This window comes from Amycolatopsis sp. NBC_00438, assembly GCF_036026695.1.
GTDB lineage: Bacteria > Actinomycetota > Actinomycetes > Mycobacteriales > Pseudonocardiaceae > Amycolatopsis.
The window spans coordinates 2,113,599-2,131,940 of record NZ_CP107923.1; the positions used below are offsets into that span (position 1 = coordinate 2,113,599).

At 72.1% G+C, this 18,342-nt stretch carries 1 protein-coding gene; it reads right to left on the minus strand.

From position 1 onward, the window contains the following. Positions 1-72: 72 nt before the first annotated feature. Complete coding sequence (locus tag OG494_RS10100; RefSeq protein ID WP_328454218.1) at positions 73-18,195, minus strand: SDR family NAD(P)-dependent oxidoreductase; 18,123 nt, start codon at positions 18,193-18,195, stop codon at positions 73-75. Between the last annotated feature and the right edge of the window lie 147 nt (positions 18,196-18,342).

Here is an 18,342-nt window from a genome sequence, read left to right on the forward strand (position 1 = left end):
GACTTCCGGAGTCACGATCCTCGCCCGGTCTAAAGCGCCCCTAGCGCCCCACCGCCACATCGGGGCGTTTGGTCACGTGTCCTGCAGGTCGTTGTCGATCAGGCCGAAGATCTCGTCGTCCGTGGCCGCGCTGAGGTCGAGGGCTTCCTCGGTGCCGGCCGGGTCCGGGACGGCGGCCAGTTCCGAAGTGAGGCTCCGGAGCCGGTCGGCCAGCCGGTCGCGGGCTTCGCCGGAGACGGCCGACAGCAGCGACTCGAGCCGGTCGAGCAGCGCGAGCGGCGACTCCGCCGGGGACGCCGGGCCGAGTTCGGTCCGCAGGTACGCCGCCAGCGCCGCGGGGGTCGGGTGGTCGAACAGCAGCGTCGGCGGCAGGTGCAGCCCGGTCACCGCGTTGAGGCGGTTGCGCAGCTCGACCGCGGTCAGCGAGTCGAAACCGAGGGTGAGGAATCCGCGGTCCGGCCCGATCGCGGCCTGGCCGGCGTGGCCGAGCACGGCGGCCGCGGTGGCGCCGACCAGGTCCAGCACGAGACGCTCGCGCTGCGCCTCGGGGGCCTGCGCGAACTGCCGCGCGAAGCCGCCCGCGTGGCCGTTCTCCTCGGTCCGCGCCGCGGCCGGCTTGGGGGCGCGGACCAGGCCGCGCAGCAGCGGCGGCAGCCCGCCCTCGGCGGCCCGCTCGCGCAGGACCGCGCGGTCGAGGCCGGCGGGCAGGAGCAGCGGCGAGCCCAGGGTCAGGGCCTCGTCGAAGAGGGTGAGTGCTTCTTCGGTGCTCAGCGGGGTGATGCCGGTGTGGCGGAGCCGGTGGTGGGCGGTGTGGTCGAGGTCGCCGGTCATGCCGGTGGCGTCTTCCCAGAGTCCCCAGGCCAAGGAGACGGCGGGTTGTCCGTGGTGGTGGCGGTGATGGGCGAGGGCGTCGAGGAAGGTGTTGGCGGCGGCGTAGGCGCTTTGCCCGGCGTTGCCGATGGTGCCCGCGAGGGAGGAGAACAGGACGAACGCGTCGAGGTTTCCGGTGAGTTCGTGGAGGTTCCAGGCGGCGTCGATCTTGGGCCGCAGGACCGTGTCGAGTTGCTGTGGTGTGAGGTTTTCCAGGGTGGCGTCGTCGAGGACGCCGGCGGCGTGGATGACGGCCGTGAGCGGGGGCTCGACCTGCTTCAGGAGGGCGGCGAGGCTGTCGCGGTCGGCGGCGTCGCAGGCGACGATGTCGACGTCGGCGCCCAGCGCGGTGAGTTCGTCCCGCAGGTCGGGGCCGTCGGGTCCGCGCCGGCTGATGAGGGTGAGGTGGCGGGCCCCGTGGTGGGTGACGAGGTGGCGGGCGACGTGGGCGCCGAGGGTGCCGGTGCCGCCCGTGATGAGCACGGTGCCGCCGGGGTCGAGGGTGGTGTCGCCGGGCGGGGGAGCGGCCGCGAACCGGGGGAGGTACGCGATTCCGCCGCGGAGGGCCAATTGGGGTTCGCCGGTGGCGACGGCGGCCGGGATCGCCTGTCGCGACGCGGGGTCGTCGTCGGTGTCGACGAGCACGATCCGGTCCGGGTGTTCGGTCTGGGCGGTGCGGACCAGGCCCCAGACCGGCGCCGCGGTGAGATCGACGTCCTCATCGCCGACGGCCGTCGCGCCGCGGGTCACCACGACCAACCGGCGGTCGTTCCCGGCCGTCGCCAGCCAGGTCCGGAGGTGTGACAGTACATTGTGGACGGTCTCGTGCGCGCCGGTGACGACGTCCCCGGCCGCCGGTTCGACGAAGTGGACGTCGGTACCACCGCCGCCGGTCTCCGGACCGTCGAGGCCGATCGGCGTCCAGTCGAGCCGGAACAGCGACCGGCTCGGCCGGGGCGCGAGGCTCCCGGAGATCTCGCGGGTGAGCAACGACCCGACGGTCACCACCGGACGGCCCGCGGCGTCCACCGCGAGCAGCGACGCGGTGTCCGGCCGCGACCGGGCGAGGTGGACCCGTAGTGCCGTGGCGCCGGTGGCGTGCACGGTGACCCCGGACCACGTGAACGGCAGCCGTGCCGGCCGGTCGTCGTCCTGGACCAGCAGGATCGGGTGCAACGCGGCGTCCAGGAGGGCGGGGTGGACGCCGTACCCGGCCGCGTCGGCGCCTGGCGGAAGCTCGACCTCGGCGTAGAGGTCGTCGCCGTCGCGCCACGCGGCGACGAGGCCCTGGAACACCGGGCCGTAGTGGTAACCGCGCTCGCCGGCCCGTTCGTAGAACGACGTCGTGTCGATCGGCTCGGTGCCGGCCGGGGGCCAGGGGAGGGCGTCGGCCGGCGCCGGGGCCCGGTCGGGGGTGAGCCGGCCCCCGGCGTGACGGGTCCACGCGCCCGCCGGCTCGTCGGGCCGGGAGTGGATCGCCACCGGCCGGAACCCGGTGCCGTCCGCGGCTCCGACGGTGATCTGGAGGTGGACACCGCCCCGCTCCGGGAAGACGAGCGGCGTCTCGATGGTGAGTTCGTCGAGGTGGCCGCAGCCGAGGTGGTCGCCGGCGTGGACGGCCAGTTCGACGAAGGCGGTGCCGGGCAGCAGGATCATGTCGTTCACTGCGTGGTCGGCGAGCCAGGGGTGGGTGGTGAGGGAGAGGGTGCCGGTGGCGATGAGGCCGTCGCTGTCGGCGAGTTCGACGATCGAGGCCAGCAGGGGGTGCTCGGTGACCGCCTGCCCGAGCAGCGCCGGGTCCCCGGTGGACGCGGGAGCGTCGAGCCAGTAACGCCGGTGCTGGAACGGATAGGTGGGCAGATCGACGTGCCGCCCGCCGTGGAGGACGTCCTCCCAGCGCACGGGCGCGCCGTGGACGTGGGCTTCGGCGGCGGAGGTGAGCATGCGGTGCCAGGAACCGTCGTCACGGCGGAGAGTGCCGATGGCCGCGCCGTGTTCGATGCTCATGGTGAGTACCGGGTGGGCGCTGGTTTCGATGAACAGCGCGTGCCCGTCCTCGGTGAGCCTCTCGGCGATCTGTCCGAAAAGGACAGTCTGGCGAAGGTTCCGGAACCAGTACCCCGCGTCGAGCGCGGCCGTGTCGATGGGCGCACCCTCCACTGTGGAGTAAAACGCGATCTCCGACGTGCGTGGCTCTATTCCGGTGAGGATGTCGAGCAGTTCGTCGTGGAGGCTGTCAATGTGGGCCGAATGTGAGGCGTAGTCGACAGGAACCATCCGAGCGCGGGTTCCCTTGGTTTCGGAGGTGTCAACCAGCTTCTGCAGGGCGTCGCGATCACCGGAGATCACGGTGGCGTTGGGTCCGTTGATCGCGGCGATCTCGACACCGTCGGGCAATTCCAGACTCTCGGCGGGCGCGGCGATGGAGGCCATCCCACCGTTGCCACCCATGGCCCGGATTGCCTTGCTCCGCAGTGCGACGACCTTCGCCGAGTCTTCCAACGTGAGCGCTCCCGCAATGTAGGCCGCGGCGATTTCACCTTGGGAGTGCCCGACCACCGCGTCGGGGACGACTCCGAGGGATCGCCAAAGGGTGGCGAGGCTGATCATGACGGCCCAGAGTGCGGGTTGGACTACGTCGACCCGGTCGAACCCGGGTGCGCCTTCGGTGCCGCGTAGGACGTCAGTCAACGACCAGTCGATGTGTGGGGTTAGGGCGTCTGCGCAGGCCTGGATCTGGTCGGCGAACACCGGGCTGGTGTCCATCAGTTCGGCGGCCATTCCGGTCCATTGGGAGCCTTGGCCGGGGAACACGAACACTGTCTTGCCCGGGATCACACTGCCGTGCACCACGTGCGCCGTCGGGGTGGCGGTGGCGAGGGCGGAGGCTCCGGTCAGCAGTGTGTCGCGGTCGCGGCCGAGAACGACCGCGCGGTGTTCGAAACCGGCGCGTGCGGCCAGGGTCCGGCCGACGTCCAGAGGGTCGAGGTCGGCGGTCTCGCGTAGCTGCTGCGCCTGGGCGAGGAGCGCGTCGGTGGTCTTGGCCGACAGCAGCCACGGCACCACGTCGACCGGAGGGGACGGCTCGGGCTCCGGCGCGGCTGGCGGTTGCTCGATGATGACGTGCGCGTTGGTGCCGCTCACCCCGAACGACGACACCCCGGCCCGGCGCGGCCGTTCCGAGCTGTCCCACGGCTGTGCCTCGGTCAGCAGTTCGACGGCACCGGACTCCCAGTCCACATGGGACGAAGGCTTGTCCACGTGCAACGTCCGCGGCAGCTGCCCGTGTCGCATGGCTTCGACCATCTTGATGACTCCGGCGACGCCGGCGGCGGCTTGGGTGTGGCCGATGTTGGACTTCACCGATCCGAGCCACAGTGGACGGTCCCGGTCCTGACCGTAGGTCGCAAGCAGGGCTTGGGCTTCGATGGGGTCACCCAGGGTCGTGCCGGTGCCGTGGGCTTCCACGACATCGACGTCGGCGGGCGAAAGCCGGGCGTTGGCGAGGGCCTGGCGGATCACTCGCTCCTGAGACGGGCCGTTCGGTGCGGTGAGGCCGTTGGAGGCGCCGTCCTGGTTGACGGCGCTGCCGCGGATGACGGCGAGGATCTGGTGGCCGTTGCGCTGGGCGTCGGAGAGGCGTTCGACCAGGAGCAGGCCGGCGCCTTCGCCCCAGCCGGTGCCGTCGGCTGCGTCGGCGAAGGGCTTGCAGCGACCGTCGGCGGACAGGCCGCGTTGGCGGCTGAAGCCGACGAACGTGCTCGGCGTGGCCATCACCGTGACGCCGCCGGCCAGGGCCAGGGAGCATTCGCCGGTGCGCAGGGCCTGCGCGGCCAGGTGCAGTGCCACCAGCGAGGAGGAGCACGCCGTGTCGACGGTGACGGCGGGGCCTTCGAGCCCGAAGGTGTAGGCCAGCCGGCCCGACGCGACACTTCCCGCGCTGCTGGTCGCGTAGTACGACTCGATGTCCTCGGGAATCCGGCCCGGCCCGAACCGCGTGCCGTAGTCGTCGTACATGACCCCGGCGAACACGCCGGTGTCGCTGCCACGCAGGGAACCCGGGTCGATCCCGGCTCGTTCGAACGTCTCCCAGGCCGTCTCCAGCAGCAGCCGCTGCTGCGGGTCGGTCGCGGCGGCCTCGCGCGGCGAGATCCCGAAGAAGCCCGGGTCGAAATCGCTGGCGTCGTAGAGGAAACCGCCTTCGCGGGTGTAGCAGGTCCCGATGCGGCCGGGGTCCGGGTCGTACAGGGCGGCGAGGTCCCAGCCGCGGTCGGCCGGGAACGGGCCGATGGCGTCACCGCCTTCGGCGACCAGCCGCCACAGCTGCTCGGGGGAGGACACGCCGCCGGGGAACCGGCAGGCCATGCCCACGATCGCCACCGGCTCGTCCGCTTCCGCCGTGGACGTCACGGCGCGCACGACCGGGCCGGTGCCGAGGACCCGGTGGCGCAGGTGCCGGGCCAGGGCGGTGGGAGTCGGGTGGTCGAACACGAGCGTCGCGGGCAGGCGGACGCCGGTCGCGGTGCTCAGCCGGTTGCGCAGCTCCACCGCGGTCAGCGAGTCGAACCCCAGCCCGCTGAACGCGCCGGCCGGGTCGACCGCGGCCGGCGACGCGTGCCCGAGCACCGCGGCGGTGGTGCCGAGCACGAGGTCGAGCAGCACCGTGTCCTGTTCGGACTCCGGAAGTGCCGAAAGCCGTTGCGCCAGCGCGGAAGCACCGGTCGTGCCGGAGACGCGCCGGGCCGGCGCGCGGACGATCCCGCGCAGCAGCGGCGCGATCTCACCCTCGGCGGCCTGTGCCCGCAGAGCCGCGCGGTCGAACCAGGCCGGCACCACCAGCGCCTCACCGGACCCGCAGGCGGTGTCGAAGAGTGTGAGGCCTTCTTCGGTGGTGATGGGGCTGATGCCGTTGTGGTGGAGTCGACGGTGGGCGGTGTGGTCGAGGTGTCCGGTCATGCCGGTGGCGTCTTGCCAGAGTCCCCAGGCGAGGGAGATAGCGGGCAGGTCCTGGGTGTGGCGGTGGTGGGCGAGGGCGTCGAGGTAGGTGTTGGCGGCGGCGTAGTTGGCTTGTCCGGGGGTGCCGAGGGTGCCGGCGAGGGAGGAGAACAGGACGAACGCGTCGAGGTTGTGGGTGAGTTCGTGGAGGTTCCGGGCGGCGTCGATTTTGGGTCGTAGGACGGTGTCGAGTTGTTGTGGTGTGAGGTTTTCCAGGGTGGCGTCGTCGAGGACGCCGGCGGCGTGGATGACAGCCGTGAGCGGGGGTTCGATCCTGTTGAGGAGGGTGGTGAGGTCGTCGCGGTCGGCGGCGTCGCAGGCGACGATGTCGACGTGAGCCCCGAGTGCGGTGAGTTCGTCCCGCAGTTCGGGGGCGCCGGGGGCCTCGGGGCCGCGTCGGCTGGTCAGTACCAGGTGCCGGATGTTGTGGTGGGTGGTGAGGTGGCGGGCGATGGTGGTGGCGAGGGTGCCGGTGCCGCCGGTGATGAGGACGGTCCCGTCGGGGTTGAAGGCAGCCGGTTGGGCGGTGGTGGGGGTGAGTCGGGGTGTGTAGATGTGGCCGTCGCGGATGGCGAGTTGGGGTTCGCCGGTGGCGACGGCGGCCGGGATCGCTCGGGTTGAGGCGGGGTTGTCGTCGAGGTCGATGAGGATGATCCGGTCGGGGTGTTCACTCTGGGCGCTGCGGATGAGGCCCCAGACCGGTGCTGCGGTGAGGTCGAGGGGGGCGTGGGGTTGGGCGGCGATGGCGTTGCGGGTGGTGACGAGGAGGGAGGTGTCGTTGTGGGTGAGGTGGTGTTGGAGGTGGTGGAGGGTGTCGTGGGTGAGGGTGGTGGGGCTGTGGTGGCTGGGTTCGATGTGCAGGGTTGTGTAGTCGGTGGTGTGGTGGCCGGGGGTGGCGGGGATCCACTCCACCCGGAACAGCAAGCCCGCGGTCGCCGGAGCGAGCTGCTCGGCGGCGACCGGCCGGGTGATCAGGGACGCCACCGTGATCACCGGGGTGCCCGCGCCGTCCGTCGCGACGAGCGAAACGCGGTCTTCGCCGCCGACGGTCAGCCGGACGTGCAGTTCGGTGGCGTCGGTGGCGTGCAGCGTGACGCCGGTCCAGGAGAACGGCAACCGGACGCCGTCCGCCTCCGACGCGAGCAGCATGGCGTGCAGCGCCGCGTCCAGCAGGGCCGGGTGGATGCCGAACCCGGTGACGTCGGTGCCGCCGGGAAGCTCGACCCGGGCGTAGCGGTCGTCGCCGTGGCGCCAGGCCGCGGTGAGCCCCTGGAAGCGCGGGCCGTAGGCGTAGCCGGCGTCGTGCAGGCGTTCGTAGCCGACGTCGATCGGCGTGGCTCCGGCGGGCGGCCGGGTGACGCCCGGGTCCGGAACGGGGCCGTCCGGCGTGAGGACGCCGGTGGCGTGCCGGGTCCAGCTCGCGTCGTCGGCACCGGGCCGCGCGTGGATTTCGACCGGCCGGTGGCCGTGCTCGGTGCCGGCGCCGACGCGGACCTGGATCCGCACCTCGCTCTGCCCGGTGAGCACGAGCGGCCGCTCGATCGTGAGTTCGTCGAGGTGGCCGCATCCCATGCCGTCGCCGGCCCGGATGGCCAGGTCCACGAACGCGGTGCCGGGCAGCAGCACGGTGTCGCCCACGGCGTGGTCGGCGAGCCACGGATGCGTGGCCAGGGACAACTTGCCGGTGTACAGCGCGCCCTCCCCGTCGGCCAGCTCCACCCCGGCGGGCACCAGCGGGTGCCCGGTGGCGATCAGGCCGAGCCCGGCCGGATCGTCGGCGAACGCCGGGTCGTCGAGCCAGTACTTCCGGCGCTGGAACGGATAGGTGGGCAGGTCGACGTGCTGCCCGCCGTCGAGGACGTCCTCCCAGCGCACCGGCGCGCCGTGGACGTATGCCTCCGCGGCGGAGGTCAGCATGCGCAGCCAGGAACCGTCATCACGGCGGAGAGTGCCGATGGCGGTGCCGTGCTCGATACCCATGGTCAGGACCGGATGCGCGCTCACCTCGATGAACAGCGAATGTCCCTCTTCGGCCAGCTTCTCGACTGTCTGTCCGAAAAGGACAGCCTGGCGGAGGTTGCGGAACCAGTATCCGGCGTCGAGTGCTGCGGTGTCGATCGGCGCGCCCTCCACTGTCGAGTAAAACGTGATCCCTGAAGTTTTCGGCTCTATTCCGGTGAGGAGTTCGAGAAGTTCGTCGTGGAGGCTGTCGATGTGCGCCGAATGTGAGGCGTAGTCGACCGGGACCATCCGAGCCCGGGTTCCCTTGGCCTCGGAGGCGTCGACCAGGTTCTGCAGGGCGTCGCGGTCGCCGGAGATGACGGTGGCGGTGGGTCCGTTGATCGCGGCGATCTCGACACCGTCGGGCAGTTCCAGACTGTCGGCAGGCGCGGCGATGGAAGCCATGCCGCCGTTGCCACCCATGGCCCTGATCGCCTTGCTCCGCAACGCGACAACCTTCGCCGAGTCCTCCAGCGACAACGCTCCCGCAATGTAGGCCGCGGCGATCTCACCCTGCGAATGACCCACCACCGCGTCGGGGATGACTCCGAGAGATCGCCAGAGAGTGGCCAGGCTGATCATGACGGTCCACAGAGCGGGTTGGACCACGTCGACCCGGTCGAACCCGGGAGCTTCGTCGACGCCGCGCAGGACGTCGGTCAACGACCAGTCGATGTACGGGGCGAGGGCATCCGCGCAAGCTTGAATCTGCTCGGCGAACACGGGACTGCTGTCCATCAGTTCGGCGGCCATCCCGGCCCATTGCGAACCCTGCCCAGGGAACACGAACACCGTCTTGCCCGGGACCACACCGCCCTGTACCACCTGGGGTACGGGCATGCCGGTGGCGAGGGCGGAGAGTCCGTCGCGGAGTTCGTCGGCGTCGCGGCCGAGCACCACCGCCCGCTGCTCGAAACCGGCGCGAGACGCCAGTGACCAGCCCACGTCCACCGGCTCCAGCTCCCCGGCCGCCGGCCGCAGCCGTTCCGCCTGGGCAGCCACGGCCTCGAAGGTTTTCGCCGACACCACCCACGGCACCACCCCGGCCGGGCGTACCCGTTCGGATTCCGGGGCGGACGGAGGCTGTTCCAAGATGACGTGCGCGTTGGTCCCGCTGACCCCGAACGCCGACACCGCCGCCCGCCGCGGCCGCACCGAGCTGTCCCATGGCTGCGCCTCGGTCAGCAGTTCGACGGACCCGGATGTCCAGTCCACATGGGACGAAGGTCGGTCCACATGCAACGTCCGCGGCAACTGCTCGTGTCGCATCGCCTCGACCATCTTGATGACTCCGGCGACACCGGCAGCAGCCTGAGTGTGCCCGATGTTGGACTTCACCGATCCGAGCCACAGTGGACGGTCCCGGTCCTGACCATAGGTCGCAAGCAGGGCTTGGGCTTCGATGGGATCACCCAAGGTCGTGCCGGTGCCGTGGGCCTCCACGACATCGACGTCGGCGGGAGAAAGCCGGGCGTTGGCGAGGGCCTGGCGGATCACCCGCTCTTGAGACGGGCCGTTGGGTGCGGTGAGGCCGTTGGAGGCACCGTCTTGGTTGACGGCGCTGCCGCGGATGACGGCGAGGATCCGGTGTCCGTTGCGTTGGGCGTCGTAGAGGCGTTCGACCAAGAGCAGGCCGGCGCCTTCGCCCCAGCCGGTGCCGTCGGCTGCGTCGGCGAAGGGCTTGCAGCGACCGTCGGCGGACAGCCCCCGCTGGCGGCTGAACTCGACGAACGTGCCGGGCGTGGCCATCACCGTGACGCCGCCGGCCAGGGCCAGCGTGCATTCGCCGGTGCGCAGCGCCTGCGCGGCCAGGTGCAGCGCCACCAGCGACGACGAACACGCCGTGTCCACGGTGACGGCGGGCCCCTCCAGGCCGAAGGTGTAGGCGACGCGGCCGGACGCCACGCTGGACGTGCTGCCCGTGAGCAGCTGGCCCTCGAACTCGGCGGGGGAGCGGCGCAGCCGGGTGGCGTAGTCGTCGTACATCACGCCGGTGAACACGCCGGTCCGGCTGCCGCGCAGCGCCTCCGGGTCGAGCCCGGCGCGCTCGAACGCCTCCCACGCCGTCTCCAGCAGCAACCGCTGCTGCGGGTCGGTCGCGGTGGCCTCGCGCGGGCTGATCCCGAAGAACCCCGGGTCGAAAGCAGCGGCGTCGTGCAGGAAACCGCCTTGGCGCGTGTAGGCGGTACCCGGATGGGCCGGGTCCGGGTCGTAGAGCGCGGCCAGGTCCCAGCCGCGGTCGTCCGGGAAGGCGGAGATCGCGTCGGTCTCCCCGGCGACCAGCCGCCACAGGTCGTCCGGGGACGCCACCCCGCCCGGGTAGCGGCAGGCCATGGCGACGATCGCGATCGGCTCGTCCGACGCGGCCGTCGCGGTGGCGGCCGCCACCGGAGCGCGGACCCCGGCCGCCTCGGCGAGCAGGTGGTCGACGAGCCGGGGAGGTGTCGGGTGGTTGAAGATCAGCGTCGGGGACAGCCGGAGCCCGGTCGCCGCGCCGAGCCGGTTGCGGAACTCCACGGCGGTCAGCGAATCGAACCCCAGCTCCTGGAACGCCCGGTCGCCGCCGGCCGCGGCGGGATCCGCGTGCCCGAGCACGGCCGCGATGGTGACCCGCACCAGCTCCTCGGCCACCGCGCGCCGCTCTTCCGCCGGCAGGCCGGCGAGGCGGCGGACCCACGGCGACCCGGTGCCGCCCACCGCGCCGGCCTGCCGCCGGGTCCGCGCCCGGACCAGGCCACGCAGCACCGGCGGCAAGTCGCCCTGCCCGGCGCGGTCGCGCAGCACGGCCCGGTCGAGGTCGACGGGCACGACGAGTGCCTCGCCCCCGGCCCGGGCGGCATCGAGGAGGGCCATGCCGGTGCCGGCCGGCAGGGCGGTCATGCCGGTACGCCGCATGCGGGCGCGGTCGGCGTCGGCGAGGTGGCCCGTCATGCCGGTGGCGTCGGCCCACAGGCCCCAGGCGAGGGAGACGGCGGGCAGGCCCCGGGTGTGGCGGTGGTGGGCGAGGGCGTCGAGGAAGGTATTGGCGGCCGCGTAGTTCGCCTGCCCCGCGCCGCCCACCGTACCGATCACCGAGGAGAACAGCACGAACGCGTCGAGGTCGCCGGTGAGTTCGTGCAGGTTCCAGGCGGCGTCCACCTTGGGCCGCAGCACGGTTTCCACCTGCTCCGGGGTGAGCGACCGCAGGGTGGCGTCGTCGAGCACACCGGCGGTGTGGATCACGGCGGTGAGCGCGGGTTCGACGCTCTCGAGAACGGCGGCGAGGTCGTCGCGGTCGGCGACGTCGCAGGCGACGACGCGTACCTGGGCGCCCAGCTCGGTCAGCTCGTCCCGGAGGGCGGCGGCACCGGGGGCGTCGAGACCGCGGCGGCTGGTCAGCAGCAGGTGCCGGACCCCGTGCCGGGTGACGAGGTGGCGGGCGGTGAGGCGGCCGAGGGTGCCGGTGCCCCCGGTGATCAGCACGGTCCCGTCGGTGCGCCACCCCGCGGTGCCCGGCCCGGACCGGGTGGCCGGGACGAGCCGCGGGACGTGCGCGACCCCGCCGCGCAGCGCGAGCTGCGGTTCACCGGTGGCGACGGCGGCCGGGACGGCGCGGACCGAAGCCGGGTCGTCGTCGGTGTCGACGAGCACGATCCGGTCCGGGTACTCGGTCTGCGCCGTGCGGACCAGGCCCCACACCGGGGCCGCGGCGAGGTCCACCGGGTCGGTGCCGGACACCGGGACGGCGTTGCGGGTGACGAGCGCGATCCGCTCGTCCGCGGCGCTTTCGCCGGCCAGCAGGTCCTGGAGCCGGCGCAGCGTGCTCAGCGTCGTCGCGTGCGCGGCGGCGACGGTGCCGCCGGTCTCCGCGCCGAGGACGACGGTGGACGTGCCGGTGTCCGGCTCTTCGGGCAGCTCGATCCGCTGCCACCGCACGTGGAACAGGGAGTCGGCGCCGGCGGCGCTCAGCTGGTCACGCGACACCGGCCGCAGCGCCAGGTGCTCGACGTCGGCCACCGGCGCACCGGCGGCGTCGACGATCGACAGCGTCGCTTCGTCCTGGTCGGACAGTCCGATGTGGACCAGAAGTTCGGTGGCGCCGGTGGCGTGCAGGGTGACGCCGGACCACGAGAACGGCAGCCGGACGTCGTCCTGCCCGGTGGCGAGCAGGAGCGCGTGGAGTGTGGCGTCGAGCAGAGCGGGGTGGAGACCGAAACCGGCGACGTCGGCGCCGCCGGGCAGTTCGACGCGGCCGTAGATCCCGCCGTCGTGGCGCCAGGCCGCGGTGAGGCCGCGGAACACGGGACCGTAGTGGTAGCCGAGGTCGTGCAGCCGCCCGTAGTCGACGTCCAGCGCTACCGCCCCGGCGGGCGGCCAGGTCACCGGCGCCCGCTCGGGCCGTGGCGTGTCCGGGGTGAGGACGCCGGTGGCGTGCTGGGTCCAGGCCGCGTCCTGGCCGCGGGCGTGGACGGCGACCGGCCGGTGCCCGTGCTCGTCGCCGGCCCCCACGGTGACCTGGAGGTGCACGGCGTGGTCACGGGTCAGGGTGAGGGGGGCGGCCAGGGTGAGTTCGTCGAGGTGGCCGCAGCCGAGGTGGTCGCCGGCGTGGACGGCCAGTTCGACGAAGGCGGTGCCGGGCAGCAGGACGGTGCCCTCGACGGCGTGGTCGGCGAGCCAGGGGTGGCTGGTGAGGGAGAGGGTACCGGTGGCGACGAGGCCGTCGCTGTCGGCGAGTTCGACGATCGACGCCAGCAGCGGGTGGTCGGTGGTGGTCTGACCCAGCCGCCCGGCATCGGTGCTGGTGGCCGGGGCGAGCCAGTACGGCTGACGTTGGAACGGGTAGGTGGGCAGATCGACGTGCCGCCCACCGTGGAGAAGGGCGTCCCAGCGCACCGGAGCACCCTGGACGTAAGCCTCCGCGGCAGAGGTCAGCATCCGCAGCCAGGAGCCGTCGTCACGGCGCAGTGAGCCGATGGCCGTGCCGTGCTCGATGCCCATGGTGAGTACGGGATGGGCGCTTACCTCGACGAACAGTGCGTGCCCGTCTTCGGCGAGCTTCCCTGTGGTCTGTCCGAAGAGGACGGTCTGGCGGAGGTTGCGGAACCAGTATCCGGCGTCGAGTGCGGCGGTGTCGATGGGGGCGGCTTCGACCGTGGAGTAGAACGCGATTTCCGATGTTCTCGGTGCAATGCCGTCGAGTACGGCGAGGAGTTCGTCGTGAAGGCTGTCGATGTGCGCCGAGTGTGACGCGTAGTCGACCGGGACCATCCGCGCCCGGATCCCGTTGGTCTTGGAGGTGTCGACCAGCTTTTGGAGGGCGTCGCGGTCGCCGGAGATGACGGTGGTGGTGGGGCCGTTGATCGCGGCGATCTCGACGCCCTCGGGCAGGGTGAGGCTGTCGGCGGGGGCGGCGATGGAGGCCATGCCGCCGTTGCCGCCCATGGCCCGGATCGCCTTGCTTCGCAGCGCGACGACCTTCGCCGAGTCCTCCAACGTGAGGGCTCCGGCGATGTAGGCGGCGGCGATTTCACCCTGGGAGTGCCCGACTACCGCGTCGGGTGTGACGCCGAGGGATTGCCAGAGGGTGGCGAGGCTGATCATGACGGCCCAGAGTGCGGGTTGGACTACGTCGACCCGGTCGAACCCAGGCGCACCTTCGGTACCCCGTAGGACGTCGGTCAACGACCAGTCGGTGTAGGGCGTGAGAGCGTCCGCGCAGGCCTGGATCTGGTCGGCGAACACCGGGCTGGTGTCCATCAGTTCGACGGCCATCCCGGTCCATTGCGAACCCTGCCCGGGGAATACGAACACCGTCTTGCCAGCGACCACGCTGCCCTGTACCACCTGGGGTGCGGGCATGCCGGTGGCCAGCGCGGTGAGACCGTCGGACAAATCGTCGGTGCTCCGGCCGAGCACCACGGCCCGGTGGTCGAACCGCGCCCGGCCGATCAAAGAGCGGCCGACATCCACGAGGTCGAGGTCAGTGGTCTCGCGTAGCTGCTGTGCCTGGGCGAGGAGCGCGTCGGCGGTCTTGGCCGACAGTACCCACGGCACCACGTCGACTGGAGGGGACGGCTCGGGCTCCTCCACGAGCGGCGGTTGCTCGATGATTACGTGCGCGTTGGTGCCGCTGACCCCGAAGGACGACACCCCGGCCCGGCGCGGTCGGTCGACATCCCACGGCTGCGTCTCGGTCAGCAGTTCGACGGCACCGGATGTCCAGTCCACATGGGACGACGGTTCGTCCACATGCAACGTCTGCGGCAACTGGCCGTGGCGCATGGCTTCGACCATCTTGATGATCCCCGCGACTCCAGCGGCAGCCTGAGTGTGCCCGATGTTGGACTTCACCGATCCGAGCCACAGTGGACGGTCGCGGTCCTGGCCGTACGTCGCGAGCAACGCCTGGGCTTCGATGGGGTCACCCAAGGTGGTGCCGGTGCCGTGGGCCTCCACCACGTCGACGTCGGCGGGCGAAAGCCGGGCGTTGGCGAGGGCCTGGCGGATCACCCGCTCCTGGGACGGGCCGTTGGGGGCGGTGAGACCATTGGACGCACCGTCCTGGTTGACGGCGCTGCCGCGGATGACGGCGAGGATCTGGTGACCGTTGCGTTGGGCGTCCGACAGTCGCTCGACCAGCAGCAGGCCGACGCCCTCAGCCCAGCCGGTGCCGTCGGCGGCGGCCGCGAACGGCTTGCACCGGCCGTCCGGGGACAGCCCTCGCAGCCGGCTGAACTCGACGAACATCCCCGGCGTCGCCATGACCGTGACCCCGCCCGCCAGGGCCAGGCTGCATTCGCCGGTGCGCAGCGCCTGGGCGGCCAGGTGCAGCGCCACCAGCGAGGACGAGCACGCCGTGTCGACGGTGACGGCGGGGCCTTCGAACCCGAAGGTGTAGGCGACCCGGCCGGACGCGACGCTCGTCGTGCTGCCCGTCAGCAGGTAGCCGCCGAGGTCGGCGGTCGGCTCGTGCAGCCGGGGCCCGTAGTCCTGGGGCATCGCGCCGACGAAGACACCGGTGGCCGTGCCGCGCACCGAATCCGGGTCGATCCCGGCCCGTTCGAACGCTTCCCAGGCCGTCTCCAGCAGCAGCCGCTGCTGGGGGTCGGTCGCGGCGGCTTCGCGCGGTGACATCCCGAAGAACGCCGGGTCGAACGCGTCGGCGTCGTGGAGGAAACCGCCCTGGCGGGCGTAGGACGTGCCCGGGTGGTCCGGGTCGGGGTCGTACAGGCCGGCGAGGTCCCAGCCGCGGTTGGCCGGGAACGGCGAGATGGCGTCCACACCGTCGGCGGCCAGCCGCCACAGGTCTTCCGGGGAGGACACGCCACCGGGGTAGCGGCAGGCCATGGCGACGATCGCGATCGGCTCGTCCGGCGCGGCCGCCGCCGGGGCCGGGGCGCCCGGCAGGCCGCCATCGCCGGCCAGTTCGGCGAGGAGGTGGCCGACGAGCAGCCGGGGGGTCGGGAAGTTGAAGATCAGCGTGGGGGCCAGCCACAGCCCGGTGGCGCCGTGCAGCCGGTTGCGCAGCTCCACCGCGCTGAGCGAGTCGAAGCCCAGCTCCTTGAACGTCCGGTCGGCCGCGACGGTGTCCGGCGAAGCGTGCCCGAGGACGATCGCGACACTGGTGCGCACGATGTCGAGCAGCACGTCTTCCCGGGCCGCTTCCGGCATCCCGACGAGCCGGCCGGTCAGGGAATTCTCGGGAGCCGCGGGCTCCTCGACCGGCAGCGGCGCCGCCGTCACCGGTGCGGCGGCCACGCTGTCGAGCCAGTACGGCTTTCGCTGGAAGGGGTAGGTGGGGAGCGCGACGCGGTGGTGGTCGGGGTGCAGGGTGTCCCAGTCCAGGGGGACGCCGTGGGCGTGCACCGTCGCCAACGCCGCCGTGAACGTGTCGGGTTTGTCGGGGCTCAGGACCGCAACCGCGGGAACATCCCCGGCCAACGCGGTCAACGTCGCCGCCGGACCCAGCTCCAACAACACCGTGACACCGCGCTCGCGCAAACACCTCAGACCATCAGCGAACCGGACCGTGGCCCGCACATGCTCCACCCAGTAACCCGGATCCGACAACACCCCCGACAGATCACCGGTCACGTTCGACACCACCGGAATCGTCGGCGACCGATACGTGACCGTGTCGGCGACTTCCCGGAACCGGGCCAGCATCGGCTCCATCAACGGCGAATGAAACGCATGCGACACCACCAGCCGCTTGGTCCGCCGGCCCGGGAACCCGGCCGCGACCTCCGCCACCGCCGCCTCCGGACCCGAGATCACCACCGAACCGGGAGCGTTGACCGCCGCCACCGACACCCCCGCCGGCAACACCAGCTCCTCCTCACCGGCCTCGAGCGCGAACATCGCACCACCAGCCGGAAGCGCCTGCATCAACCGGCCCCGCGCCGCCACCAGCCGGCACGCGTCACCCAGATCGAACACCCCACCCAGATACGCCGCGGCGATCTCCCCGACCGAATGCCCGATCAGATAATCCGGAACCACACCGCAATGGGTGACCAACCGGAACAACGCCACTTCCACCGCGAACAACGCCGCCTGCGTCCCCGCCGTCCGATCCAGCAGAACCCGATCACCGAGCACCTCCCGCACCGGCCGTTCCAGCAACGGATCCAGCACCGCACACGCCTCGTCGAACGCCGCCGCGAACACCGGCTCCGACTCGTACAACCCGGCACTCATACCGGGATACTGCGAACCCTGACCACTGAACATGAACCCCAGCACCGCACCACCGGCCGGCACCGTCGCGGTGACCACATTCGCCGCCACCCGGCCCTGCGCCACCGCCCGCAGACCCTCCCGCAACGCAAACCCGTCACCAGCACCGTCACCGATCACCACCGCCCGATGCGGCAACGCCGCCCGGGTCATCCCCAACGACCACGCCACCGCACCCGCGTCCGCATCCTCCACCGCACCGGCCACCCGCCCGGCCAGCTCCCGCAACCCCCCACCCGAACCCGCCGACACCGACCACAACACCACACCCGACCCCGACACCGACCCCGGAAGCGCGTCCCTCGGCGGTGCCTCTTCGACCACGACGTGGCAGTTCGTGCCACCCATGCCGAACGACGACACCCCCGCCAGCAACGGGTGGTCGTCGCCCGGCCACGGGCCGAGGCGGTCGTGCACCCGCAGCGCCAGCTCGTCGAGGGGGATGTCCGGGTTCGGGGTCGCGAAGTTGAGGCTTGCCGGCAGCCTGCGGTGCTTCACCGCCAGCGCCGTCTTCAGCAGCCCGGCGATGCCCGCCGCGCCCTCAAGGTGCCCGATGTTGGTCTTGACCGAACCCACCAGCAGCGGCGCGGTGCGGTCCCGGCCGAGCACGGCGCCGAGCGCCGCCGCCTCGACCGGGTCACCCGCCCGGGTGCCGGTACCGTGCAGCTCGACGTACCGCACGTCCGCGACGTCGACCCCGGCGTGCCGGTAAGCCAGCCGCAGCACGGCTTCCTGGGCACGCACGCTCGGGGAGGTGAGGCCGGGGCCGGTGTCGCCGTCGTTGTTCACCGCGCTGCCGCGGATCACGCAGTAGACCGGGTCGCCGTCGGCCACGGCCTGGCGCAGCGGCTTGAGCACGACCACCCCGCCGCCCTCGCCGCGGACGTAGCCGTTGGCGCGCGCGTCGAAGGTGTAGCAGCGGCCGTCGGGGGAGAAGCCGCCGAGCTTCCCGGAGGTGACGGCGCTTTCCGGCACGAGGTTGAGGTTGACGCCGCCGGCCAGCGCCGTCGTGGATTCGCCGCGCCGCAGGCTTTCGCACGCGAGGTGCACCGCGACGAGCGACGACGACTGCGCGGTGTCCACCGCGAGGCTGGGGCCGGTCAGCCCGAGGGTGTAGGACACCCGGTTGGCGATGATGCTGCGGTGCACGCCGGTGATGGTGTGCCGGGTGATGGCTTCGAGCCCGCCGCGGTGCAGCAGCGTCGCGTAGTCGTCCCAGATGGCGCCGACGTACACCCCGGTGCGGCTGCCGCGCAGGTTCGCGACGCCGGCGTCCTCGAGGGCTTCCCAGCACAGCTCCAGCATGAGCCGCTGCTGCGGGTCCATGGCCTTCGCCTCGCGGGGCGAAATCCCGAAGAAGTCCGCGTCGAACCCGCGGACGTGCTCGAAGCCGAGGTAGCCGCCGTACCGGGAGGTCACCTTGCCGGGCGCGGAGACGTCGCCGTCGTAGAGCGCTTCGGCGTCCCACCGCTCGGGCGGGGTCTCGGTGATCGCGCTGGTGCCCTCGACGAGCAACCGCCAGTACGAGCCCGGGTCGGGCGCCTGCGGGAAGCGGCAGGCCATCCCGATGATCGCGATGGCTTCGGCCTCGGTGCTCGCGTCGCTGGTCATTGGTGTCGGCTGGCCCTTCTCGTCGACGGTCCAGGGTGGCGTCGGCCGAGCGTCGCGGGCCCGGCTAAGGAGCCCCTTTGCCCGGTCTAAAGCAGCGCTGCCTTTAGACCGGGCAAAGGGGGGCGTTAGCGCGACGTCCGACGGTGC